Origin of the sequence: Janthinobacterium sp. SUN026 (assembly GCF_030397625.1) — a bacterium.
GTDB classification, from domain to species: domain Bacteria; phylum Pseudomonadota; class Gammaproteobacteria; order Burkholderiales; family Burkholderiaceae_D; genus Janthinobacterium; species Janthinobacterium kumbetense.
Window position 1 is genome coordinate 1,088,196 of the sequence record NZ_JAPQNU010000002.1, and the last position, 23,336, is coordinate 1,111,531.

The 23,336-nt window shown below is 66.3% G+C and carries 27 protein-coding genes; 17 read left to right on the forward strand and 10 right to left on the reverse strand.

Going from position 1 to position 23,336, the window contains the following annotated elements:
• Positions 1-182: 182 nt before the first annotated feature.
• The 8 genes from OX459_RS14440 (at position 183) to OX459_RS14475 (ending at position 5,182) form a co-directional block, all read left to right on the forward strand.
• Positions 183-764, forward strand: a complete 582-nt coding sequence (locus OX459_RS14440; protein ID WP_289905540.1) for a YfiR family protein — start codon at positions 183-185, stop codon at positions 762-764.
• An 8-nt stretch (positions 765-772) separates the two neighbouring features.
• Complete coding sequence (locus tag OX459_RS14445; RefSeq protein WP_289905541.1) at positions 773-2,032, forward strand: diguanylate cyclase; 1,260 nt, start codon at positions 773-775, stop codon at positions 2,030-2,032.
• Positions 2,033-2,048: 16 nt separating this feature from the next.
• Complete coding sequence (locus OX459_RS14450) at positions 2,049-2,552, forward strand: OmpA family protein (RefSeq protein WP_251351177.1); 504 nt, start codon at positions 2,049-2,051, stop codon at positions 2,550-2,552.
• A 38-nt stretch (positions 2,553-2,590) separates the two neighbouring features.
• A complete protein-coding gene (locus tag OX459_RS14455; protein ID WP_289905601.1) occupies positions 2,591-3,061 on the forward strand; it encodes a gluconokinase in 471 nt (156 codons plus the stop codon).
• Between the two features lie 71 nt (positions 3,062-3,132).
• Entirely contained in the window at positions 3,133-3,450 is a 318-nt protein-coding gene (locus tag OX459_RS14460; RefSeq protein ID WP_092712778.1) for a DUF3144 domain-containing protein, read from the forward strand.
• On the forward strand, positions 3,450-4,370 hold the full coding sequence (locus OX459_RS14465) for a fatty acid desaturase (protein WP_289905542.1): 921 nt from the start codon (positions 3,450-3,452) through the stop codon (positions 4,368-4,370). Before OX459_RS14460 ends, OX459_RS14465 begins: the two co-directional genes overlap by 1 nt.
• 75 nt (positions 4,371-4,445) lie before the next feature.
• Positions 4,446-4,841 carry a helix-turn-helix domain-containing protein gene (locus OX459_RS14470; RefSeq protein WP_289905543.1) on the forward strand — a complete coding sequence of 132 codons (396 nt, stop codon included), beginning with the start codon at positions 4,446-4,448 and terminating at the stop codon, positions 4,839-4,841.
• Positions 4,823-5,182 carry a hypothetical protein gene (locus OX459_RS14475; RefSeq protein WP_099664554.1) on the forward strand — a complete coding sequence of 120 codons (360 nt, stop codon included), beginning with the start codon at positions 4,823-4,825 and terminating at the stop codon, positions 5,180-5,182. Before OX459_RS14470 ends, OX459_RS14475 begins: the two co-directional genes overlap by 19 nt.
• A 4-nt stretch (positions 5,183-5,186) precedes the next feature.
• On the opposite strand, the gene OX459_RS14480 is transcribed toward OX459_RS14475, so the two are convergent.
• From OX459_RS14480 to OX459_RS14500, 5 genes are all read right to left on the reverse strand, one after another.
• Entirely contained in the window at positions 5,187-5,726 is a 540-nt protein-coding gene (locus tag OX459_RS14480; RefSeq protein WP_289905544.1) for a gamma carbonic anhydrase family protein, read from the reverse strand.
• Between the two features lie 35 nt (positions 5,727-5,761).
• Positions 5,762-6,493, reverse strand: a complete 732-nt coding sequence (locus OX459_RS14485) for a CPBP family intramembrane glutamic endopeptidase (protein ID WP_289905545.1) — start codon at positions 6,491-6,493, stop codon at positions 5,762-5,764.
• An 86-nt stretch (positions 6,494-6,579) separates the two neighbouring features.
• The gene (locus OX459_RS14490; protein ID WP_289905602.1) at positions 6,580-7,716 is read right to left on the reverse strand and encodes a benzoate/H(+) symporter BenE family transporter; all 1,137 of its coding nucleotides are present in this window, start codon (positions 7,714-7,716) and stop codon (positions 6,580-6,582) included.
• 177 nt (positions 7,717-7,893) lie between these two features.
• A complete protein-coding gene (locus OX459_RS14495) occupies positions 7,894-9,363 on the reverse strand; it encodes a PLP-dependent aminotransferase family protein (RefSeq protein WP_289905546.1) in 1,470 nt (489 codons plus the stop codon).
• Positions 9,360-10,310, reverse strand: coding sequence for a hypothetical protein (locus tag OX459_RS14500; protein WP_289905547.1), 951 nt, complete (start codon positions 10,308-10,310; stop codon positions 9,360-9,362). Before OX459_RS14500 ends, OX459_RS14495 begins: the two co-directional genes overlap by 4 nt.
• Positions 10,311-10,461: 151 nt before the next feature.
• On the opposite strand from OX459_RS14500, the gene OX459_RS14505 reads away from it, so the two are divergent.
• Both OX459_RS14505 and OX459_RS14510 read left to right on the forward strand, forming a co-directional pair.
• A complete protein-coding gene (locus tag OX459_RS14505; RefSeq protein WP_289905548.1) occupies positions 10,462-10,917 on the forward strand; it encodes an META domain-containing protein in 456 nt (151 codons plus the stop codon).
• Between the two features lie 55 nt (positions 10,918-10,972).
• Positions 10,973-11,695, forward strand: coding sequence for an HAD-IA family hydrolase (locus OX459_RS14510; protein ID WP_289899006.1), 723 nt, complete (start codon positions 10,973-10,975; stop codon positions 11,693-11,695).
• Here OX459_RS14510 and OX459_RS14515 read toward each other — a convergent pair.
• Genes OX459_RS14515 through ssuE form a run of 5 tightly spaced genes read right to left on the reverse strand, consistent with a single transcriptional unit; the run spans position 11,640 to position 16,148 of the window.
• Positions 11,640-12,479: an ATP-binding cassette domain-containing protein gene (locus OX459_RS14515; protein WP_289905549.1), complete on the reverse strand. Its 840-nt coding sequence runs from the start codon at positions 12,477-12,479 to the stop codon at positions 11,640-11,642. The genes OX459_RS14510 and OX459_RS14515 overlap by 56 nt on opposite strands.
• Positions 12,480-12,502: 23 nt before the next feature.
• A complete protein-coding gene (ssuC, locus tag OX459_RS14520; protein ID WP_289905550.1) occupies positions 12,503-13,303 on the reverse strand; it encodes an aliphatic sulfonate ABC transporter permease SsuC in 801 nt (266 codons plus the stop codon).
• A gap of 1 nt (position 13,304) precedes the next feature.
• Positions 13,305-14,465, reverse strand: coding sequence for an FMNH2-dependent alkanesulfonate monooxygenase (ssuD, locus tag OX459_RS14525; RefSeq protein WP_289905551.1), 1,161 nt, complete (start codon positions 14,463-14,465; stop codon positions 13,305-13,307).
• A 21-nt stretch (positions 14,466-14,486) separates the two neighbouring features.
• A complete protein-coding gene (locus OX459_RS14530) occupies positions 14,487-15,503 on the reverse strand; it encodes a sulfonate ABC transporter substrate-binding protein (protein ID WP_289905552.1) in 1,017 nt (338 codons plus the stop codon).
• Positions 15,504-15,527: 24 nt separating this feature from the next.
• Positions 15,528-16,148: an NADPH-dependent FMN reductase gene (ssuE, locus tag OX459_RS14535; RefSeq protein ID WP_099664566.1), complete on the reverse strand. Its 621-nt coding sequence runs from the start codon at positions 16,146-16,148 to the stop codon at positions 15,528-15,530.
• A gap of 254 nt (positions 16,149-16,402) precedes the next feature.
• Here ssuE and OX459_RS14540 point away from each other — a divergent pair, with 254 nt between their 5' ends.
• The 7 genes from OX459_RS14540 to OX459_RS14570 all read left to right on the forward strand — a co-directional run bounded on the left by OX459_RS14540 (position 16,403) and on the right by OX459_RS14570 (position 23,328).
• Positions 16,403-17,617 (forward strand): acyl-CoA dehydrogenase family protein, encoded by a 1,215-nt coding sequence (locus OX459_RS14540; protein ID WP_289905553.1) that lies wholly within the window; start codon positions 16,403-16,405, stop codon positions 17,615-17,617.
• Positions 17,618-17,638: 21 nt separating this feature from the next.
• Positions 17,639-18,466, forward strand: coding sequence for a MetQ/NlpA family ABC transporter substrate-binding protein (locus tag OX459_RS14545; RefSeq protein WP_289905554.1), 828 nt, complete (start codon positions 17,639-17,641; stop codon positions 18,464-18,466).
• Between the two features lie 3 nt (positions 18,467-18,469).
• A complete protein-coding gene (locus OX459_RS14550; protein WP_289905555.1) occupies positions 18,470-19,861 on the forward strand; it encodes an LLM class flavin-dependent oxidoreductase in 1,392 nt (463 codons plus the stop codon).
• 28 nt (positions 19,862-19,889) lie between these two features.
• Positions 19,890-20,879 (forward strand): aliphatic sulfonate ABC transporter substrate-binding protein, encoded by a 990-nt coding sequence (locus OX459_RS14555; protein WP_289905556.1) that lies wholly within the window; start codon positions 19,890-19,892, stop codon positions 20,877-20,879.
• 6 nt (positions 20,880-20,885) lie between these two features.
• Positions 20,886-21,716, forward strand: a complete 831-nt coding sequence (locus OX459_RS14560) for an ABC transporter permease (RefSeq protein ID WP_289905557.1) — start codon at positions 20,886-20,888, stop codon at positions 21,714-21,716.
• A gap of 15 nt (positions 21,717-21,731) precedes the next feature.
• Positions 21,732-22,466: an ABC transporter ATP-binding protein gene (locus OX459_RS14565; RefSeq protein ID WP_289905558.1), complete on the forward strand. Its 735-nt coding sequence runs from the start codon at positions 21,732-21,734 to the stop codon at positions 22,464-22,466.
• A gap of 76 nt (positions 22,467-22,542) precedes the next feature.
• Positions 22,543-23,328: a hypothetical protein gene (locus tag OX459_RS14570; protein WP_289905559.1), complete on the forward strand. Its 786-nt coding sequence runs from the start codon at positions 22,543-22,545 to the stop codon at positions 23,326-23,328.
• Positions 23,329-23,336 lie beyond the last annotated feature (8 nt).

Here is a 23,336-nt window from a genome sequence, read left to right on the forward strand (position 1 = left end):
TGCCACGGCAGTGTTGACAAGTAATTCTCATGGTAAAGAATGCAAGTTTTCACATTCGTGTTTATAATGCAAGGTTGTATGGCGTAGCGCCGTGATTTACTTTCAACCGGGACTTCCGTAGAGTCTGTGTTGCTGAGTAACAGTATAAGTAGCCACCCGACCCGAATAAAGACACCGACGCCGTGCCCTCCTCCCCCCGCCACCGGCAGCGCTCCGCGCCGCCAGCCCTGTTCGCTGTCGTGCTGCTGGCTTCGCTGCTCGCCGGCACCGCGCTGGCGCCGTGTGCGGCGTGGGCGCAAGCGGGCGCGGCGGCCGACGCCAGGCGTCCCGCCGAGGTGGCCCAGGTCCTGTTTGGCATCGTCAGCTATGTGCGCTGGCCCGTGGCGCGCCAGGAAGTGCGCGTCTGCATGGTCGGTGCACCCCGCTACGGCGCGGCCATCGTCGACACGCCCGCCTCCAGCCTGGGCCAGCGCATCCGCGTGAAAGTCCCGGCGGCGGCAAGCGCGGCCAGCGAATGCGACGTCGTCTACCTGGGCAGCCTGCCCGAGGGCGAGCGCGAGCACTTGCTGGCGCAGCTCATCGGCAAGCCGATTTTATCGGTCGCCGAACCCGGCACGTCGTGCACCGTGGGCACCATGTTCTGCCTGCGCCTGAACGAGGCGCAGATCGGCTTTGACGTCAACCTCGACGCCATCGCCCGCAGCGGCCTGCGCGTGCATCCGAACGCCTTGCAAATTGCACGTCGCAAGGGACCGCCGCCATGAGCGCCCGCATGAGCACCAAGCCTGCCCGCGCACCCCGCCCCACGCTCGACAGCGTGCTGCGGCGCGCCCACCTGAGCGTATCGCTGATCGCCGTGCTGGCGGCCGGCCTGACCCTGACGGCCGTGGCGCTGCTAGCCCTGCGCGTGTATTCGGACCAGAACCTGCGCCTGGTGGCCCGCTCGATGAGCTACACGGTGGAAGGGGCCGTCGTCTTTGGCGATTCCCAGGCCGCCAGGGAAGCGCTGGCCTTGATCGGCGTCAATGAAGATATTGACCAGGCGCAGGTGAGCGACACGGCCGGCAAGGTGCTGGCCCGCTGGGAACGGGGGCAACATGGCACGCGCTACTACATCGAACGCGCGCTGACGGGCTGGATGCTGCCCGATTCGCTGACCTTCCCCATCACGCGCAATGAACAAGCCATCGGCAACATCACCCTGGTGCCGCACAGCCGCAGCCTGCTGCCCTTCCTGCTCAGCGGCCTGGCCTGCCTGCTCGCCTGCCTGGTGCTCAGCCTGGCCGTCGCCGTGCGCCTGTCGCGCCGCATGGAAACGGAAATCACGTCGCCCCTGCGCCACCTGGCGGAAACGGCCCACCGCGTGCGGCGCGACCGCTCGTTCGAACTGCGCGTGCCGCCAGCCAATATTGCCGAGTTGAACCAGATCAATGACGACTTCAACGCCCTGCTCGACGAACTGGAAGCATGGCAAAGCCATCTGCAAAAGGAAAACGCCTCGCTGTCGCACCGCGCCAACCACGACAGCCTGACGGGCCTGTCAAACCGCGCCTTCATGGAAGCGGAGCTGGAACGCGCCATCCTCGAAGCGCGGGTCGGCAATGGCAAGGTGGCCGTGCTGTTCCTCGACAGCGACCGCTTCAAATACATCAACGACACCTTCGGCCATGCCTCGGGCGACCGGGTGCTGGTGACGATCGCCGCGCGCATCAAGCAGCAATTGCGCGAGGGCGACCTGGTGGCGCGCTTGGGCGGCGACGAATTCGCCATCCTGCTCAAGCCGCTGCGCAACAGCAGCGACGCCATGCACATCGCCGACAACATCATCGCCGCCATGGCGCAAGCCATTGAGCTGCCCACTGGCAACAGTATCGTCAGCTCGCTGACCATCGGCGTGGCCGTCTTCCCCGACCACGCCATCGACGCCGTCTCGCTGGTGGGCGCGGCGGATGAAGCCATGTACCGCGCCAAGCAGGCGCAGCGCGGCACGCGCCAGGTGGCGCGCCTGCCGCAACCCCATATTCACCCCTGAACCAAGGAGCAACACCATGCAATTTCTCTACACACAATTACGCCGCGGCGTCCTCGGTCTGTTCATGCTGGGCCTGCTGGCCGCCTGCCAGAGCACGCCAGAAATCAAACCGCTGTTCAACGCCGAGCAAGTCGCCACCTTGAAGGAGCAAGGCTTCAACCAGACCGACGAAGGCTGGGAACTGAGCTTTACGGACAAGCTGCTGTTCGAATTCGACGCCGCCAAGCTGACGGCACCGAGCCGCAACGCCATCCAGAAAATCAGCGCCGCCCTGCTGAAAGTGGGCATTACCCACATGCGCGTGGAAGGCCATACGGATAACGAAGGCACGGAAGCGTACAACAACAAGCTGTCGCTGGCGCGCGCCAACGTGGTGGCCGACGCCATGAGCGCATCGGGCATTCCGCGCGACAACATCACCGTCAAGGGCCTGGGCATGAGCAAACCGGTCGCCTCGAACGCCAGCAAGACGGGCAAGGCGGAAAACCGCCGCGTCACCGTCATCGTCTCGGCACCTTGACCTTGCACCTGGACGTGCCCGCCGTGCGCTGGGTCGTGATGGGCGTGTCCGGCTGCGGCAAGAGCGCCGTCGGCAGCCTGCTGGCCGAGGCCCTGCACGTGCCCTACGTGGAAGGCGACGACGTGCATTCCCCGCAAAACGTGGCCAAGATGGCGGCCGGCATCCCGCTCGACGATGCCGACCGGGCCGGCTGGCTGGCCGCCCTGCACGAACGCATCGCTGCGGCGCGCGCGCAAGACAGCGGCCTCGTCGTCTCTTGCTCGGCCCTGAAGCGCGCCTACCGCGACGTGCTGCGCGCAGGCGACCCGGCCCTGCGCTTTGTCCACCTGGACGGCCCGCGCGCCGTGCTGGAAAGCCGCTTGCAGCGCCCGGGCCACTTCATGCCCGCCAGCCTGCTCGACAGCCAGCTGGCCACCCTGCAACCGCTGCAGGCGGACGAGGCCGGCATCGTGCTCGATATCCGCCAGCCGCTGGCCGCGCTGCTCGAACAGATCCTGCAAACGCCCTGACTGGCGGCCGTGCGGCTGGACAGCCCGCGGCCCCCTGTGTAGACTGGCGCGCACTTTCATGAAGGATTTCTATGAGCACACCAACGACAAAACCAGCACCGGGCCCGGAATTCTGGGAACGCGCCGACCAGGTCATCGCCCTGGCCAATGAGCAATGCATGCACAGCGGCGGCAATGAAGTGGCCACCTCGCTGCTGTACGCGGCCGCCCGCTTCAACGCCTTCCTCGTCGCCAGCAAGAGCAACGACGTGGCCAAGATGCAGGCAGAGAAGGAAGGCGCCGTGGCCTTCTTCACGGAACAGTACAAGCGCATGCTGACCGACAACTTCAACGATTACATCACCAACTTCGACAAGTACACGCAACCGTCGTCGGCCCCCAAGGGCTGATGCCAACGGCCAGCCTGGACAGTCATCGCGTCCGCGCCAGCCACGCTGGCGAAGTGCTGGACGGCGTGGTGCGCTACGCGCCGCTGCCATCGCTGTGGCTGACGGCCATGCTGGCCGGCGCCATTGCCGGCGCCGTGTTCTTCTTCAGCTGGACGGGCGTGGCGCTGTTTATCGTCAGCACGGCCATCGTCCTGCTGTTCGGCCACTCGCTGGGCAGCCACCGCAAACTGATCCACGACAGCTTCGCATGCCCGCAATGGCTGGAATATGTACTCGTCTACCTGGGCGTGCTGGTGGGCCTGAGCGGCCCGCTGGGCCTGCTGCGCCAGCACGAGCTGCGCGACTATGCCCAGCGCCTGCCCGACTGCCACCCCTATCTGCGCCACGGCGCCGGCTTCTGGCGCGATGCCTGGTGGCAATTGCACTGCCGCCTGGACCTCGACCACCCGCCGCACATCGCCATCGAGCCGCGCATCGCGCACGACCGTTTTTATCGTTTCCTGGAAAAAACGTGGATGCTGCAGCAACTGCCTTGGGCCCTGCTGTTCTACGCCTGGGGCGGCTGGGGCTACGTCTGCTGGGGCGTCTGCGCGCGGGTCAGCGCCGGCGTGCTGGGCCACTGGCTGATCGGCTACTTCGCCCACAACCATGGGCAAATGCACTTCCATGTCGACGGCGCCGCCGTGCAAGGCCGGAATATCCGCCTGACCTCGCTGCTGACCATGGGCGAATGCTGGCACAACAACCATCACGCGTATCCGGGTTCAGCCAGGCTGGGCCTGCTGCCGGGCGAATGGGACCCGGGCTGGTGGATGCTGCTGCTGTTGCGGCGCCTGGGCCTCGTCTCCGGCCTGCGCCTGCCGCACGACCTGGCGCCGCGGCCGGAACTGCGCCAACGGCTGCCCGCCGATAGTTATTGACCAATCGTTCACCAATGCATATAGTGGAAGCAGATACGGGACATCCCGCCCCGCCGCACGCATTGCATACGCACCATGGCCAGACCGCGCAACTTCGACGAAACGACCGTCATCGGCCAGGCTGCCGCCGTCTTTGGCAGCCTGGGCTACAACGCCGCATCGATCGATGACCTGGTCAAGGCGACCGGTTTGCTGCGCGGCAGCCTGTACAAGGCATTCGGCTCCAAGCGCCATCTGTTCGAGCGCGTGCTGGCGCAGGCGCTGCAGCCTGGCTGGCCGGCGCGGGAAGAAGCGGTCGATTTGCTGATCATCGCCTTGAAGGAACTGGCGCCCTCCGACGCCGCCATCACGGCGCTGTGCCGCGCCGCCGTGCAGGACACGGGCGCCGGGACGGCCCGCCTGCTGGGCGAACGCCTGTTAAGCCATCTGGATCAACCACCAAAGGAGACACCATGCCTGTCCTCGAATTGAACGACGATGCACTGACCATCCGCCTGGCCCTGTGGGAAAAGCTGGCCTCCTTTCACGGCAACCTGCGTATTCCCCTGCAGCATGTGCGTGGCGCCACCGACGATGACGGCTTCCGCGGCACGGCCCTGGGCTTGCGCGCTCCGGGCACCAACCTGCCTGGCGTCATTTCGGCGGGCACCTACCACAAGGGTGGCGACCGCCAGTTTGTCTTCATGACGCGCGGCACGCAGCCGCTCGTCATCGAATTGCAGGGCGAAAAGTGGGCGCGCCTGGTACTCGGCGTGCCTGACGCGCGCGCCATGGCGGCGCGCATCAATGCGCTGGCCACGGCGCCAGCCTGACGCATCAGTCCGGCTCGCCGGCCAGGTAATTGTTCTTCACGCGCACGTAGTGCTCGGCCGAATAGCGCAGGTAGGCGATTTCGGCCTCGGTCAGCGCGCGCACCTTGGCGGCGGGACGGCCCACGTACAAATGGCCGCTTTCCAGCACCTTGCCCGGCGACACCAGGCTGCCCGCACCCAGCATCACGTGTTTTTCCACCACCACGTCATCCATGACGATGCTGCCCATGCCGATCAGGCACTCGTCGCCGATGGTGCAGCCATGCAAGATCACGGAATGGCCGATGGTGACGTACTTGCCGATGGTCAACGGTGAACCGTCGGGCTTGGCCGCATTCCTGTGCGACACGTGGCCCATGGAAAAGTCCTGGATATTGCTGCCTTCGCCGATGACGATGCGGTTGACATCGCCGCGCAGCACGCTGTTGCACCAGATGGAACAGTCGTCGCCGATCTGCACGTCGCCAATCACTTGCGCCGTATCATGCAGGTAGACGCGCTCGCCCAGCACGGGACGGGTATTCAGGTAAGAGCTTACAGGCATTGTCTTCTCGTTTCTTTAACATTAAACAACAGGATTCACACCCAGCCGGCGGCCAGCGCAAAAATCGCCAACCCATGCGCCAGGGATGCGCCCAGCAAGCCGGCACGGCAATATACCAGCCCCGCCACCACGCCTTCGATCACGGTGAACACGAAGATGGGCGCGCCCACCTGCGTGACGGTGGTGGCGAGAAAGGCGTGGCACAGGCCAAACAGCAGACCCGACACCAGCGCCGCGCGCCAGGCCGGCAGCCAGGCGCGCAATTGCTGCTGCAGCAAGCCGCGAAACAGCAATTCCTCATAACAGTTGGCCGCCAGCGCAAAGCCCAGCAGCAAGGGCAGCGCGGATGTCGCGACGGGCGCCAGCGAGGGCAAGTTAAACACGGCTTTCAAGCCCGTCGCCAGCGCAATGATCAGTATGGCGCCCGCCACGCCCAGCAACACGGACAGGGCCGGCCGCGTGCCCAGCCAGCGGATCTGGCGGCGCGCCTCGCTTTCCAGCCAGCAAATACTCGCCACCAGGGCCAGCGACATGGCGCCCAGCGCCAGCAAGACTGGCGGCGGCGCCGTGAAGCGCAAGCCGCCCGCCGCCACTTGCCAATAGCCATGCGCCGTCATCGCGTCGCGCGCCAGCACGAAGAACAGGATGTGCACGAGCACGCGCAGCAGCGGCACCGTCCGGGGAACGGCCAGCAGCAAGGCGGCGCAGACGAGGAAGGCGGGCGTGATCGCCAGCAGATACTGCGCCAGGGAAGTGATCTCGGGCATCGTTCGGCTCAAGTCGGATTACGGTGCCAACGGGCACGGGCGCAGCAATTGTATGCGGCGGCCGGCAAAACGGGCAACCTATCTTGCTATGCCGCCTTGCGCCAGCCATGCATCAGCGCATGCGCCGCCAGCCCGGCCGCCAGTCCCCACAGGGCGCCGCCCACGCCCAGCAGGGTCACGTTCGCGGCCGTGGCCAGGAAGGTGATCAGCGCCGTTTCGCGCATGCGCACGTCCGCCATCGCCTGCGCCAGGCTGTTGCCGATGGCGCCCAGCAAGGCCAGGCCCGCCAGCGCCGTGATGAAGGGACGCGGCAAGACCATGAACAGGCTGGCCAGGGTGACGCCGAAGATGCCCACCAGGATGTACAGCACGCCGCACGCCAGGCCCGCGACATAGCGCTTCGACGGGTCCGCATGCGCATCCTTGCCCGTGCAGATGGCGGCCGTGATGGCGGCCACATTGAAGGCGTGCGCGCCGAATGGCGCCATGAGCAGCGAACCGAGGCCCGTCACCGTCAAAATGGGATTGGCGCTGACCTGGTAGCCGTCATTGCGCAGCACCAGCATGCCGGGCATGTATTGCCCCGTCAGGGTGATCAGGAACAGGGGCAGCGCCACGCCCAGCAGCGACGCCACGGAAAAGCGCGGCATCTCGAACACGGGCGCGGCCAGGGCCAGTGCTATGCCTTGCGTATCGATGCGCCCCTGCGCCAGCAGCAGGGCCAGGCCGGTCAGCATGATGCCCACCACGGCAAAGCGTGCCGTAAAACGGCGCAGCACGGCGTACGACAGCAGCAATACCGCCACCAGCAGCGGATCGGCGCTGGCGCCGCCGAACGCGTTCACGCCGAATTGCAGCAGGATTCCGGCCAGCAAGCCGGCGGCGATGCCGCCCGGTATCAGGCGCACCAGGCGCTCGAAGGCGCCGGACATGCCCAGCAAGATGAAGGCGATGGCGGACACGATATAGGCGCCGATCACCTCGGCATACGGCGTATGCGGCATGACGGTGGCCAGGAAGGCCACGCCGGGCGTGGACCAGGCCGTGATGATGGGTGCGCGGTAGCGGTAGCTGAGCCAGATGCCCGTCACGCCCACGCCGATGCTCAGCGACCAGACCCAGGACGCCGTCTGCGCTGCGCTCAGCTGGGCCAGCTGGGCCGCCTGGAATACCAGCACGAAGGTGCCGCCATAGTTGACGAGGACGGAGATGAAGGCCGCCATGGCGGGGGATGCCAGGTCGCGCCAGCGCGCCCGTGCCGTGTTGTCGATCGACGCCGATGATGTGGAACTGGTCTGCATGCGTGTGCCCTTGCCTGAGGTTCAAAAGGGGCATCTTAACGGCCACATGGACTGCTCAGGCAGGCCACTTTTCGCATGCATAGCAGACCACTCGAGCGCTCACCCCAGCGCGCGGGCCAGGCGGACGATGCCGCTGTCGATCTCGTGCGGCGTGAGCGCGGCAAAACCCAGCAGCCAGCCGCCCCGCGCCGGCGGCCTCGCGTACAGCCGGCTCAGGCCCGGCAGCACGATGCCCGCCTGCGCCGCCAGGCGTATCGTTTCCAGCTCGTCCCTGCCCCCGTGCAGCAGACACTGCATCTGCAAGCCGCCCGGCGGCAGCTGCGCCGCGACCACGTGCGGCAAGTGCCGCTGCACGGCCTGCGCCATCGCATCGCGGCGCACGGCGTAGACCTTGCGCATGGCGCGCACATGGGCCGCGAAATGGCCGTCGGCGATGAAACGGGCCAGTGTCAGCTGGTCCAGCTGCGGCGTATGCCCGTCGAGGATGCTGCGCGCATACGTCATCGGCTTGACCAGCGCGGGCGGCAGCACCATGTAGCCGATGCGCAGGCCCGGATACAGCGACTTGGCAAAGGTGCCAAGGTAGATCGTGCGCTGCTGCGTGTCGAGCCCCTGCACGCAAGCCGTCGGCAAGCCCGCGTAATGAAACTGGCTGTCGTAATCGTCCTCGATGATCCAGCCCTGGCGCTCGGCGGCCCAGGCAGTCAGGGCCAGGCGGCGCTCAAGCGCCAGGGTGGCGCCCGTCGGGTATTGATGCGAGGGCGTGACGTACACCGTGTTGGCCCCGCTGCGGTCCGCGCGCAGGTGCTCGATGGACAAGCCATGCGCATCGACGGGGACTGGCACGACTCGCAATTGCGCCATCTCAAACGCCTTGCGCGCGCCGAAATAGCCGGGGTCTTCCATCAGGATGGGACCGTGCGCGTCGGCCAGCACTTGCCCGCACAGGTACAGGGCCTGGCGCGTGCTGCTCAGCACCAGCACCTGGTCCGCCGTGGCCCGCGCGCCCCGCTCCAGGTTCACATAGTCGGCGATGGCCTGGCGCAAAGGCCCGGCCCCTTGCGGGTCGCCGTGCAGCAGCACATGGTGTTCGCCGGCGGCCTGGCGCCGCAAGCGCTCCCACACGTCGAGCGGAAAGGCCCGCGTTTCCGGCAAGCCCGTGGCGAAGGCCTTCACGCTCTGCTGGTCGGCCACGCCGCCGCTGGCGAGAATCTGCGCGCCGCGCGCGCTGAGGGCCACCGGCTGCGCGGACAAGGGCGGCAACGCAGTCGCAGTCTTGCCCAGCAAGCTCGCGCCTATCGTCGGCGAGACAAAACTGCCCGATCCCGCCTGCCGCCGCACATAACCATCGAGGCGCAGCTGCGCATACGCCATTTCCACCGTCTCGCGCGACACGCCCAGCGACTGCGCCAGCGCGCGCGTAGCCGGCAGGCGCAGGCCGGGCGCCAGCACGCCGTCGAGTATCAACTGGCGCAGCGCGCGCTGCACCCGCACGCGCAAGTCGAGCGCCGCCAGTTCAGGCGCGGCGATGCGGATTTTCAGGGTGTCGAGTTCGAACTGCGGCGTCATAGGGCCTTGGCGCGGGCCGCATCCACGGCGGCCATGCTGCTGGCCAGCGAAAAGCCATGCTGCTGCAGCACCGCCACCAGCTGCTCGCCGGCGCAGCCGAGGCGCAGGTTTTCCGCCACCCAGTCTTGCCAGGCGGCGCCGATCTCCGGCATGGGTTCTTCTTCCAGCGTGAGACCGAGTATGCAGCTGGCCAGCAAGCCGTTGATGCGCTTCGTGTCGATCAGGTGCTGCACCACCGCATGGCCCGACTGGGGATACGGGTGCAGGGTGCAGCGGCCGAAGGCGGCCAGGCGCTGCGCGTGCATGGCGTCGAGGTTCACCGATTCGCTGGCACTGGCGCCCGCATTGGCGACGTCGGGCCGGGCCACGTCAGGCCGCGTGCCGAACACCAGGTGCAGCTGCGTATCGGCCGTCGCCCTGGCGCGGCACAGGGCGGCCAGGTCATAGTAGCCAGACGGCGGCGGGTCTTGCGCCAGCGACTCCATCACGGGCAGCCAGCGCAGCTCGTGGTACAGGCGCGCCTGCTGCACGTCCAGAAAAGACAAGGGTCCGAAGGCGACGATCTGCTGCGCCTCGAGCAGCAAGCCATACATGACGGCCGCGTACGCGCCCATGGACTGGCCAAGGGTGGAGACTTGACTCGGTGCGATGCGGCGCACCAGCTCGCGCAGGGCTTGCGCCGTTTCATCCACATGATTGCCCAGGCCCGCGATGCGGCGGTGGTACCAGGCGTTGCCCGAATCGCGCACGAGGATCTTGTTCAGGTGCTGTCCGCTGGCCTGCTCCAGCTTGCGCAGGCGCCCGTAAAAATCGAAGGCGGGACGCGTTGTCCACGAAACAAAACCGAAAGCGATGACCAGCGGCGCGCCCGGCACGATGCGGTCGACCAGCACGTCGTCGGCACTGGTGGCGACCAGTCGATTATCCAGCGCTTGCGCTTGCAGCATCGGCCCGGCTCCCCGATCAAGGTTGAAACAGCAGAAAGCATGAGTGTAATGCCAGTACTGGCAAAATGGAAACATTCGCCGCTGCGGTACGCGGGCAGATACGGGAAAACTGCTAATCTTGCGGCTATTCACCTTGATACTGGAGCTCGCCATGCTGCATCGCCTCACATACCTGTCCCTCGCCGCCGCCATCGCCATGGCCGGCGGCTGCGCCGCCACGTCCGACAGCGCCAAGCCGGACACCGGCCTGACGCCCAGCTACAGCCTGACGAATACCTACTGGAAGCTGACGGAACTCGATGGCGCCCCGGTGACGATGGCGCCGCAGCAGGAGCGCGAAGTGCGCATCACCCTCACCGACGATGGCAAGGTCCATGGTTTCACGGGCTGCAACCAGGTCATGGGCGGCTACACGCTGGCCGGCACTGCCCTGCGCTTCACGCAGCTGGCCGGCACGCGCATGGCCTGCCCGCCGCCCCTGATGCAGCTGGAAAGCGCCGTGCTGGCCAACTTGAACAGCGTGACGGGCTACCGTTTCGAAGGCGAGTACCTGATCCTGCTCAAGGATGGCGCGCCCGTGGCCAGGTTTGAATCGGTCTACCTGTGAAATAAAAATCGACTGCCGTTACAATGGCTTCCAGCCCATCATCCGGAAGGAAGCCATGTCCGCACTGCCCTCGCCGTCTTCATCCCCGACACCATCGGCCGCCGGCCGCTACCGGGCTTTTCTGTTCGACATGGACGGCACCGTAATCAATTCCATCGCCGCCGCAGAACGCATCTGGGGCACCTGGGCGCAGCGCCAGGGCCTCGACGTGGCAGCCTTCCTGCCCACGATCCACGGCGCGCGCTCGGTGGACACCATCGCCAAACTGCGCTTGCCCGGCGTCGACGCGCAGCGCGAATCGCAGGGCATCACGGACGCCGAAATCATCGATGTGGAAGGAATTATTGAAATCGCGGGCGCGCTGCGCTTTTTGCAATCGCTGCCGCCCGCGCAATGGGCCATCGTCACCTCGGCGCCGCGCGCGCTGGCCACGGCCCGCCTGAAGGCGGCCGGCATGCCGATACCGGCCATCATGGTGACGGCGGAAGACGTCAAGGCGGGCAAACCCCGGCCCGATTGCTATTTGCTGGCGGCGGAAAAACTGGGCGTGGCGCCCTCCGATTGCCTGGTGTTCGAAGATGCCTCCGTCGGCATCGAGGCGGGCGAAGCGGCTGGAGCAAAGGTCATCGTCGTCACCGCCACGCATGCGCATCCGCTGGCCACGCGCCACCCGGCCATCGACAATTATGAAGCCATCGTCGCGACGCTCGACAGCGACGGCTTCATCGTGCTGGCGCAGTTATCTGACCCTGCGGTTGCAGCACGCGCGACAAGATAGCCTGTTCCAGCGCGGCGAACGCCGCATGGCCGCGCTGGCGCGGGCGCGGCAAGTCCACCGGCACGTCCATGGTGACCTGTCCATCCTCGATCAGCAGCACCCGGTCGGCCAGGGCCACGGCTTCGGCCACGTCATGCGTCACCAGCACGGCCGTGAAACCGCGCGCCAGCCACAACGACTCGATCAGCTGCTGCATCTCGATGCGCGTCAGGGCGTCGAGCGCGCCCAGGGGTTCGTCGAGCAGTAGCAGTTGCGGCTCGTGCACAAGGGCGCGCGCCAGCGCCACGCGCTGCTTCTGCCCGCCCGACAGGGCTGACGGCCAGTCGTCCGCCCGCTCGGCCAGGCCCACCGTCCACAGCGAGGCGGCCGCCGCGCCGACGGAACGGGGCAAGCCCAGGGCCACGTTGTCGAGCACCGTCTTCCACGGCAGCAGCCGCGATTCCTGGAACATGATGCGGATATCGGGCGCGCCCACGCCGCTGCCGATGGCGATTTGGCCTTCATCGACGCTTTCCAGGCCCGCGATCGAGCGCAGCAAGGTGCTCTTGCCGCAGCCGCTGCGTCCCACGATGGCGACAAATTCGCCCGCTTCCAGTTGCAGGTCGACGTTTTTCAGGACCGGACGTTCGCCATAGGCCTTGCTCAATTGCGTCAAGGCCAGCGGCACGCCGCGGCGCGCCAGAGGGGCCTGCGGGGCGGCCTTGGCCTGCGGTGCGCTAGCCGGGTCGTACTGCACGAAGTGCGACAGGAAATCCGTTTCGATCTGGATGGGGGCGAGCAGCATGGTGTTCTTTCCTCATTTCGTCACTATCGGTAGGCGGGATTCCAGCGCAGGCAGTGGCGTTCCAGCCGGCGCGAGAACAAATCGGCCAGCTTGCCCAGCAAGGCGTACAGCAAAATCCCCACCAGCACCACGTCCGTTTGCAGGAATTCGCGGGCATTCATGGTCATGTAGCCGATGCCGGCCTGCGCCGAGATGGTTTCGGCGACGATCAGCAGCACCCACACGAGACCGAGCGAAAAACGCACGCCGACCAGGATTGACGGCATGGCCGCCGGCAGGATCACGTCGCGGTATAGGGGCCAGCCGGACAGGCCGTAGCTTTTCGCCATCTCGATCAAGCCCTGGTCGGCCGAGCGGATGCCGTGGAAGGTGTTCAGGTAGACGGGAAAGAAGACGCCGACGGCCAGCAGGAACAGTTTCGCCGTCTCGTCGATGCCGAACCACAGGATCACCAGCGGGATCAGGGCCAGGGCCGGGATGTTGCGCACCATTTGCAGGGTCGTGTCGAGCAGGGTTTCCGCGTGGCGGAAGCTGCCCGTCAAGAGTCCCAGCAGCAAGCCCAGTCCGGCGCCGACGGTAAAACCGACCGTGGCGCGCCACAAGCTCGTTTTCAGGTGCAGCCACAATTCGCCCGATACGGCCAGGTGCCAGAAGGCTTTCGCCACGGCCCACGGCTCGGGCAAGATGCGGCTCGACAGCCAGCCCCACTGCGCCGCCAGTTGCCAGGCCAGCAGCAGCGCCACGGGCAAGGCCCACGGCGCCAGCGCATTGCGCCACGGCGTGCCGGGCAGACGCTTGGTGGTGAAAGTGGGGCCGGCGCCCATCTCAGGCCGCCTTTCTCTGCGGCGCGGCCGGCACGATATTGCTGGCCATGACTTCGCCGAAGGGCCCCGTCAGTGACTGCTCACCCACGGCCTTACCCTTGCCCAGCAACGGGAACACCAGTTCGGCGAAGCGGTACGATTCTTCCAGGTGCGGATAGCCGGAGAAAATGAAGGTGTCTATGCCCAGGTCCGCGTATTCCTGCATGCGCGCCACCACCGTCGGGCCATCGCCCACGAGGGCCGTGCCCGCGCCGCCGCGCACCAGGCCCACGCCGGCCCACAGGTTGGGCGACACTTCGAGCTTGTCGCGCCGCCCGCCATGCAGGGCCGCCATCCGTTGCTGGCCCACGGAATCCATCTTGCCGAACGCCGCCTGCGCCTTGGCGATGATGTCGTCGTCCAGGTGGCTGATCAGTTCATCGGCCGCGCGCCAGGCCGCCTCGTTGGTTTCGCGCACGATCACGTGCAGGCGGATGCCGAAGCGCACCGTGCGTCCCCGCTTGGCGGCGCGCGCGCGGATGTCCGCGATTTTCTCGGCGACCGCGGCAGGCGGCTCGCCCCACGTCAGGTACACGTCCATCTGCTCGGCCGCCAGTTCATGCGCCGGCTCCGACGAGCCGCCGAAGTACAGCGGCGGATACGGTTTCTGCACGGGCGGATACAAGGTTTTCGCGCCCTTCACCTGGATATGCTTGCCCTCGAAATCATAGCCGGCCGCGCCGCCCTCGCCCGCCAGGGTGGCGCGCCACACCTTGATGAATTCATCGGAGATTTCATAGCGCTTGGCGTGGTCGGCAAACAGACCGTCCGCTTCCAGCTCGCCCTGGTCGCCGCCCGTGACGACGTTGATCAGCAGGCGCCCGTTCGACAGGCGGTCAAAGGTGGACGCCATGCGCACGGCCAGGCCGGGCGTGGACAGGCCGGGACGGATGGCCACGAGGAATTTCAGCTTTTGCGTCACGCTGATCAGGGACGAGGCCACCACCCACGCATCTTCGCAGGAGCGGCCCGTCGGCAGCAGCACGCCGTCGTAGCCCAGGGTATCGGCGGCCACGGCCACCTGGCGCAGGTAATCGGCATCGACGGGACGTGCGCCCTGCGACGTGCCCAGGTAGCGGCTGTCGCCGTGGGTAGGGATGAACCAGAAGACATTCAATGACATGGTGCGCTTTCCTTTGCTTGTTTATTTTGTGCTGGTGGCCAGCTGGCGCGCCGGCAGCAGCGCGTCCTTGACGACGATCGGTTTCGGTATCAGCTTCAGGCTGGAAAACGCATCGGCCACCCTTTGCTGCGAGGCGATTACGTCGACCGACACGGGTTTGACGCCATACGCATAGCGCGAGGCGGCCAGCGCCACGACATCCTTGCCCAAACCCGTCTGCGCGGCGAGAATCGTCGCCACTTCGTCGGGGTTGTTACGGCCCCAGTCATCGACCTTGGCCACCTCGTCGAGCACGATGCGCAGGATCTCGGGATTTTTTTCCGCATACGTGCGCGAGGCGAGATAAAACTGGTAGTTCGCCACCAGGCCCTTGCCGTCGGCCAGCACGCGGGCGCCCAGCTGCTTTTCCGCGGCCGCCAGGAACGGGTCCCAGATGGCCCAGGCATCCACGCTGCCCCGCTCGAAGGCGGCGCGCGCGTCGGCCGGCGGCAGGAACACGGGCTGGATGTCGGCATACGCGATACCCGCCTTTTCCAGTGCCTTCAACAGCAGGTAGTGCACGTTCGAGCCCTTGTTCAGGGCGATTTTCTTGCCCTTCAGGTCGGCCAGGGTGCGCAGGCCGGAACCCTTGGGCACGACGATGGCTTCGCTGGTCGGCGACGCCGGCTCATTGCCGACATACACCAGGTTGGCGCCGGCCGCCTGCGCAAAGATGGGGGGCGCCTCGCCCACGGTGCCGAAATCGATGCTGCCCACGTTGAGGCCTTCCAGCAGCACGGGACCGGCCGGGAACTCCGTCCATTTCACGCCCACGCCCTGCTCGGCCAGGCGTTTTTCCAGGGTGCCGCGCCCCTTGAGCAAGGTCAATGTGCCGTATTTCTGGTAGCCGATGCGCACCTCGCCCTTGGCTTGCACTTCCCCCTTGGCTTGCGCCTGCGCCGCGACCGGCATGCCGGCCGCCATCACGCCGGCGACGGCAGAAAACAGCAAACCCAGGGTGGTACGGCGCGAGAGTCGTTGTGCGTGGCGGTGTGTCATGGCAGTTCCTTGGTCGGTGAATAATCAGGCGGCTTGATACTGGGGCGCGTAAGGCTGGTCTTGCAGCGAACGCACGGGGACAGAAATATCGGCGGGCGCGGGCGGGCGCTGCCCCTGCAGCACGAACAGGCCGGTGGAGAGTTCCTCGATGCCCGCCTGCACGCGTTCGGCAATCGGCGCATCCAGGCTCAGGCCCCGTTCTTCGTGCCACGCCAGTTGCTGCGCATTCGCGTAGATGCTGGTGAAGACTTGCTTGGCGCCCAGCGCATGCAGCACGGGACGCAGCGCGTAGTCGAGCGCCAGGGTGTGGGCATGGCCGCCGCCCGTGGCCAGCGGCAGCACCAGCTTGCCGGCCAGGCCATCTTGCGGCAGCAGGTCGAGGAAGGCTTTCAGCAACCCTGTATACGACGCCTTGTAAATGGGCGTGGCGATCACGATGGCGTCGGCGTCGGCCACGGCGCGCACGGCGCGGGCAATCGCCGCATCGTCGTAGTCGGCCAGCAGCAAGGCGCGCGCCGGCAGGTCGCGTACATGCAGCTTGGCGTAGCTGTGGCCCTGCAGCGCCAGCTGTTCGCCGATATGCAGCAGCAGGCGGCTGGAACTCGAGGGGAGTTGCGGGCTACCGCCCAATAACAAGATGCTCATGTGATGCCCGTCCCTGTAGGTTGTCAAAAGTGGAGTTGCTCGGATGCTTGCAGCCTATCGCCATCAGCAGTCCGGCAAAACGAATGCTTTCGCGCTTCGATATGCGTTTTTCGACTATCCGGGCCTGACGCCCCGCCAGCGGAGGCGCCGGCTTCCGCGCGGCTTTTTTCGCATATCCATGCGCGGTTTTCTTCGTGTACGGCGCGCGCCTGGCGGTGCAATATCGGCGTCATCGTCTTTCTGGAATGTCACTCATGTCTAGCGTTTTTCTCCATGCCGCCCGTCCCCAGCCGCCTGTGCCGGAACCCCTGCAGGACGCCATCCGCATCGCAACAAAGCTGGCCGCGCGCCTGGCCGAAACGGCCAATGCCCGCGACCAGGCCGGCGGGCACGCGGCGCAGGAACGCGAATGGCTGCGCGAGTCGGGTCTGCTGACTTTGTCGATCCCCGTGGAATTCGGCGGTCAGGGCGCGTCCTGGCCCCTCGTGTACCAGGTGATCCGCATCCTGGCGCGGGCCGACAGCGCGCTGGCGCATGTCTTCGGCTTCCACCATCTGCAGCTGGCCGGCCTGCAGCTGTATGGCAGCGCGCAGCAGCAGCGCCGCCTGCTCGCCTTGACCGTCGACGAGCGCCTGTTCTGGGGCAATGCCTTGAATCCCCTCGACAAACGGGTCACCGCGGCCGACAGCGACGACGGTTTTACCCTCGACGGCATCAAGAGCTTTTCTTCCGGTTCCGTGGGCTCGGACTGGCTGACCGTCTCGGCCTGGCACGCGCCCACGCAGACGGCGCTGATCGCCGCCCTGCCCACGCGCCAGGATGGCGTCACCGTGCAGGCGGACTGGGATGCCTTCGGCCAACGCCAGACGGACAGCGGCAATGTGCATTTCCAGGCGGTGGCCCTGCCGCGCGAACTGGTGCTGCAGGCGCCCGCGCAGGCCGCCACGCCGCAAGCCACCGTGCGCTCGCAGATCGCACAGCTGATTATGGCGAACCTGTACCTTGGCATCGCCGAAGGTGCATTCGAGGCGGCGCGCCACTACACGGACGAACAGGCGAAAGCCTGGTTTGCCTCGGGCGTGGCCAAGGCAACGGACGACCCTCTGGTACAGCACCGCTATGGCCAGCTGTGGCTCTTGCTGCGCCCCGCGCAGGTGCTGGCCGACGCGGCGGCGCAGGAACTGGAAAAAGTGTTCCGCAAGGGCGCGCTGGTGACGGCGCGCGAACGGGGCTTGCTGGCCGTCGCCGTGGCCGAAGCCAAGTGCCTGGCGCACAAGGCGGGACTGGAGATCAGCAGCCAGATGTTCGAACTGACGGGCGCCCGCTCCACCTCGGCCCAATACGGCTTCGACCGCTACTGGCGCAACGTGCGCGTGCATACCCTGCACGACCCCATCGACTACAAGCTGCGCGACCTGGGACGCTTTGCCTTGAATGGCACCGTGCCCGAGCCGACGGCGTATTCCTGATTCACCCACCAAGGAGCCACCATGACCATCGCCCGCCGCAGCATCCTCCTCACCGCCCTGACCCTGGCACTGGCCAGCAGCTTCGTCCACGCCAAGGACCCGAAAGACATCACCATCGGCACCAGCGCCGGGCCGTATGCGGACCAGATCAAGCTGGGTATCAAGCCTATCCTGGAAAAGCAGGGCTACAAGGTCAAACTGGTGGAATTCAACGACTATATCCAGCCGAACTTCGCGCTGGCCGAGGGTTCGCTGGACGCCAACGTCTTCCAGCACATCGTCTACCTGAAGAAATTCGCGCTGGAACACAAACTGGCCCTGACGGACCTGATCACAATACCCACGGCGCCGATCGCCATCTACAGCAAGAAGCACAAGACCCTGGACGACGTGAAGGAAGGCACGACGGTGGGCTTGCCGAACGATCCGACCAACCAGGCGCGCGCGCTGGTGCTGCTCGACCAGCTGGGGTGGATCAAGCTGCGCCCCAGCTTCGACCCCGTGCGCGCATCGGAAAAGGATATCGCCGTCAACACCAAGAAAATCAAGCTGCTGCCGCTGGAAGCGGCGCAACTGCCACGCTCGCTGGGCGACACCGACTACTCCTTCATCAACGGCAATTACGCGCTGGCGTCAGGGCTGAAGCTGACGGATGCGCTGGTGGCCGAGAAAATCTCGCCCAACTACATCAACCTGGTGGCCATCCGCACAGCGGACAAGGACAAGCAGTTCGCGAAAGACCTGGCGGCCGCCTACCGCTCGCGCGAATTCCTCGACATCACGAACAAGCACTTTGCCGGCTACTCGAAACCCGATTACCAGCAAGCCTTGCAGACGGCGGCCAAATAAGCCATGGCCAAGTCGATACGCTTCAACGCCTTCCAGATGAATACCGTCGGCCACCAGTCGCCGGGCCTGTGGACGCATGCGCGCGACCGCAGCCACCGCTATACCGATCCCGAACACTGGACCGAACTGGCGCAACTGCTGGAAGCGGGCCTGTTCGACGCGGTTTTCCTCGCCGACGTGCTGGGCGTGTATGACGTGTACCGGGGCAGCCTCGATGCGGCCCTGGAACACGGCGTGCAGGTGCCGCTGAACGACCCGCTGGCGCTCGTGCCCATCATGGCGCAGGCCACCACGCACCTTGGCTTTGGCGTCACCTGCGCCCTCACCTACGAGCACCCGTACACGTTCGCGCGCCGCATTTCCACCCTGGATCACCTGACGAAAGGGCGCATCGGCTGGAATATCGTCACCGGCTATCTCGATAGCGCGGCGCGCAACCTGGGCTTGAGCCAGCAGCTGGGCCACGACGAGCGCTACGACCTGGCCGACGAATACCTGGACGTCGTCTACAAGCTGTGGGAAAAGAGCTGGGACGACGACGCCGTCGTCAACGACAAGGCGCGCGGCATCTATGCCGATCCGGCCCGCGTGCATCCGATCAACCATGCCGGGCGCCACTACCAGGTGCCCGGCATCCATTTGTGCGAGCCGTCGCCGCAGCGCACGCCCCTGCTGTACCAGGCGGGCACCTCGCCGCGCGGCACGCGCTTCGCGGCGCGCCATGCGGAAGCCACCTTTGTCAGTGGCCCCAGCAAGACAGTCGTCAAGCGTTACGCGGACGACTTGCGCGCCGCCGTGCGGCAAAGCGGGCGCGATGGCGACGCATTGCTCATCTACGCGCAAGCGCTGGTCATCACGGGCGTCACGGAAGAAGAAGCGCGCGCCAAGCATGCCGATTACCTGCGTCACGTGAATATCGAGGCGGCCCTCGTGCTGCTGTCCGGCTGGACGGGCGTCGATTTCAGCCGCTACCCGCTTGACGCCACCATCGAGTACATCGATTCACCGGCCGGCCGCTCGGCGCTGGCCTCGTTCAGCCAAGCCGACCCGGACCGCCGCTGGACGGTGCGCGAAGCGGCCGAATACATCGGCCTGGGCGGACGCGGCCCAGTCATCGTCGGCGACGCGCGCCAGGTGGCCGACCAGCTGGAAAGCTGGCTCGATGAAACGGGCATCGACGGTTTCAATCTGGCCTTCGCCGTCGCCCACGACAGCATGGCCGACGTGGTGCAATACATCGTGCCGGAACTGCAGCGGCGCGGCCGCTACCGTACCCATTACGAGGAAGGCAGCTTGCGCCACAAGGTCTTCGGCCAGGGCCCGCGCCTGCCCGCCGATCACGCGGGCCGTCAGGTCAGCATCGCCCCCGCCGACGCCGCCCTGGCAGCGGCCTGACGCATCAGATTTCCCACTCAAGGACACCATGAAACGCAGAACCATCTTGCAACTGGCCGCCAGCGGCGCCTCCATCGCCGCCTTGCCCGGCCTCACCCGCGCCGCCACGCAAGCGCCCCTGAAAGAGCTGCGCCTCGATTACGCCTATTATTCGCCCACCAGCCTGGTGCTGCGCCGCTTCGGCTGGCTGGAAGAAGCGTTCAAGCCGGACGGCACCAGCATCAAATGGGTGCTCAGCGCGGGCAGCAACCGCGCGCTCGAATACCTGAACGCCAACAGCATCGACATCGGTTCGAGCGCCGGCCTGGCTGCCCTGCTGGCGCGCGCCAATGGCAACCCCATCCGTGCGCCGTATGTTTTTTCGCGTCCCGAATGGACGGCGCTGGTGGTGCGCAAGGATAGTCCCATCCGCAACCTCGCCGACTTGAAGGGCAAGAAGGTGGCAGCCACCAAGGGCACCGACCCGTATCTGTTCTTGCTGCGCGCATTGAAGACGGCCGGCCTGAAACGCGGCGACATCGAACACGTCAGCCTGCAGCATGCCGATGGCCGCGCGGCGCTGGAACAGGGCAAGGTCGATGCCTGGGCCGGCCTCGATCCGCACATGGCCGCCAGCGAACTGGAAGCCGGTTCGCGCCTGATCTACCGCAACGTGGCCTTCAACACCTACGGCTTCCTGAACGTGCGCGAGGACTTCCTGGCCAGCCGCCCCGCCGAAGTGGGCAAGGTGATACAGGCCTACGAACGGGCGCGCGCCTGGATACGCGCAAATCCGGCAGAGGCGGTGAAAATCCTGTCGGAAGAAGCCAAGGTCAGCCTGCCGGTAGCGCTGCTGCAGGTGAAACTGCGCAGTGACTTCAGCAATCCGCAGCCGTCGAACGAGCATGTGAAGGCCCTGCTGGTGGCCGCGCCCATCCTCGCCGAGGAAGCGCTGGTCAAACCCGGCGCCGACGTGAACCGCGCCATCGCGGACCTGGTCGACACGCGCTTCGCCGCGCCCTTCATCAGCAAGGCGTAGACGCTCATGGCCAGAGACACGCTCGCCGCGCCGGCACCGGCCCACGACACGGGCGTCCGGCACAAACTCTTTCGCCCGCCCTTGCCACGCGCGGCGCTTGGCCTGCTTCTGCCCGCCCTGGCGCTGCTGGCAGCGGAGCTGGGCGTGCGCACGGGCGCCATTCCCGCCAATTTGCTGCCTGCGCCCAGCGACATCGGCGCCACCATCGCCGAACTGGCACGCCAGGGCCTGGCCGGCCATGTGCTGGCCAGCACCGCGCGCGTGGCCATCGGCTTTGCGGGCGGCGCGCTGCTGGCCATCGTGCTCGGTGCGGCGGTGGGCTTGAACCGCACGGCGGAAGCGCTGCTCGACCCCACGTTCCAGGCCCTGCGCGCCATTCCCTCGCTGGCCTGGGTGCCCTTGCTGCTGCTGTGGCTAGGCATCGATGAAGCACCGAAACTGGTCCTGATCGGCATCGGCGCCCTCTTCCCCGTGTACATGGGCGTAGCCTCGGGCATCCGCGACGTGGACCGCAAGCTGATCGACGCGGCCCGTCTGTACCGTTTGAGCCGCCCCGCGCTGGCGCGGCGCGTGCTGCTGCCGGCCGCGCTGCCGGCCATCTTCACGGGTTTGCGCAACGGTTTGAGCCTGGCCTGGATGTTCATGGTGGCGGCCGAACTGATCGCCGCCAGCCAGGGCCTCGGCTACCTGCTCAGCGACGGGCGCGAAACGAGCCGCGCCGACATCGTGCTCGCAGCCATCGTGCTGCTGGCCGTGCTGGGCAAGGCCAGCGACAGCCTGATGCAGCGCCTGGAAACCCGCTTGCTCGCCTGGCGTGACAGCTATGCCACTTCCTGACGAAAGCCCCCACGCATGACTGCCCTGCTCGACATCGCCATCCATGACAAAGCCTATGGCGCGCGGCGCGTGCTGCACAACCTGCAATTGCAGCTGCGCCAGGGCGAGATCGTCAGCCTGATCGGCGCCAGCGGCTGCGGCAAGAGCAGCCTGCTATCCATCGTGGCCGGTCTCGATACGGATTTTCGCGGCACCGTGCGCCTCGACGGCAAGCTGCTGGCGGGAGTGCACGCTGACATCGGCCTGATCTTCCAGGAACCGCGCCTGTTTCCCTGGCTGACAGTGGCGCAAAACATCGCCTTCGGCCTCGGTCCCAAAGGTGAAGACAATCCCAGGGTCGCGCAATTGCTGGAGGAAGTAGGCTTGCAGGGCCATGCGGACAGCCTGCCCAAGCAGTTGTCGGGCGGCCAGGCGCAGCGCGCGGCGATTGCCCGCGGCCTGTTTGGCCAGCCCCGCATCCTGCTGCTGGACGAACCGTTTTCCGCCGTCGATGCTTTTACGCGCATGAAGCTGCAAGACTTGCTGGCCGCCGTCGCCGCGCGCCATGGCTTGAGCGTGCTGCTGGTGACGCACGATATCGATGAAGCGCTGTACCTGAGCGATCGCATCGTCATGCTCGACACGCGCGCCGGACCGCCACGCGCCCAGTACGACGTGGCCGCGCCCCGGCCCCGCCTGCGCACGCCAGCGGCACAGGCGCAATTAAAAGAGGCCATCCTCGGCGAACTGCACGCCGCGCACGCGATCTGAGGCTCGCGCTGCACCGTCAGTGACAAGCCTTATCATTCATGTTAGTTTGCCATCTTGAAAACAAACAGGCGGCTACGTGCATCTTCCTTTCCTTCCCGTTCTCGTCATCCTTGCCCTCAGCCACATCGCAGCTCACGCGGATACGCAGGCTGACATACCTGCCGACGCAGCGGTCGACACCAGCCAGTCCATCCACGTCAGCAGCATCCGCAACCCGGAACTCAAGTCCTACCGCGTGATGACCGCGGGCCTCGATGCCTTTGACGACCACCATGCACTGGCGCCCAGGGCACGCGAAGTGCGCTTCCAGCTGATTCCCGGCCCCGGCGCACCGGACAACGCCATGCAGGATCTGAGCTTGCGTATCGCCGGCAATGAGACCTCAATCGTCCTGTCCCTTGCCGCCGACGGCAGTTTTACGCTGCCGCGCAGCGCGCAAGCCGAGCGCGAAGACGCGGACCTGGTCACCAACAGGAAGAAGGACGCGTACCGCTGGCAAGCCAGCGTCCGCAGCGACGATGTACCGCCCGGCATGCGCCGCCTGGGCGACCTGCGCCTGCAGTGCCAGGTCGGCATCGCCATTGCCAAGAAAGAGACACCCTTCTTGCTGCGCACCCTGATCGCCGCCAAGCTGCGCACCACCGACTGGTGCTCCGCCGTTGAACTCAAGATGAGCACGTATAGCGATCCGGCCATCGCCAGCGCTACCCTGCTCGATGGCGGGCGCCGCGTCGCGCTGCAGGTGAAAAATGGCGGCACGTCCTTCCTGGCCCCCTTGGGCGACACCCGCTATGCGGACGATACCCTGATCGAACTGGTCTACCAGCAGGATGCCGCCGGTACGCCGTCCGCCGCCCCTTAGCGTTTGCG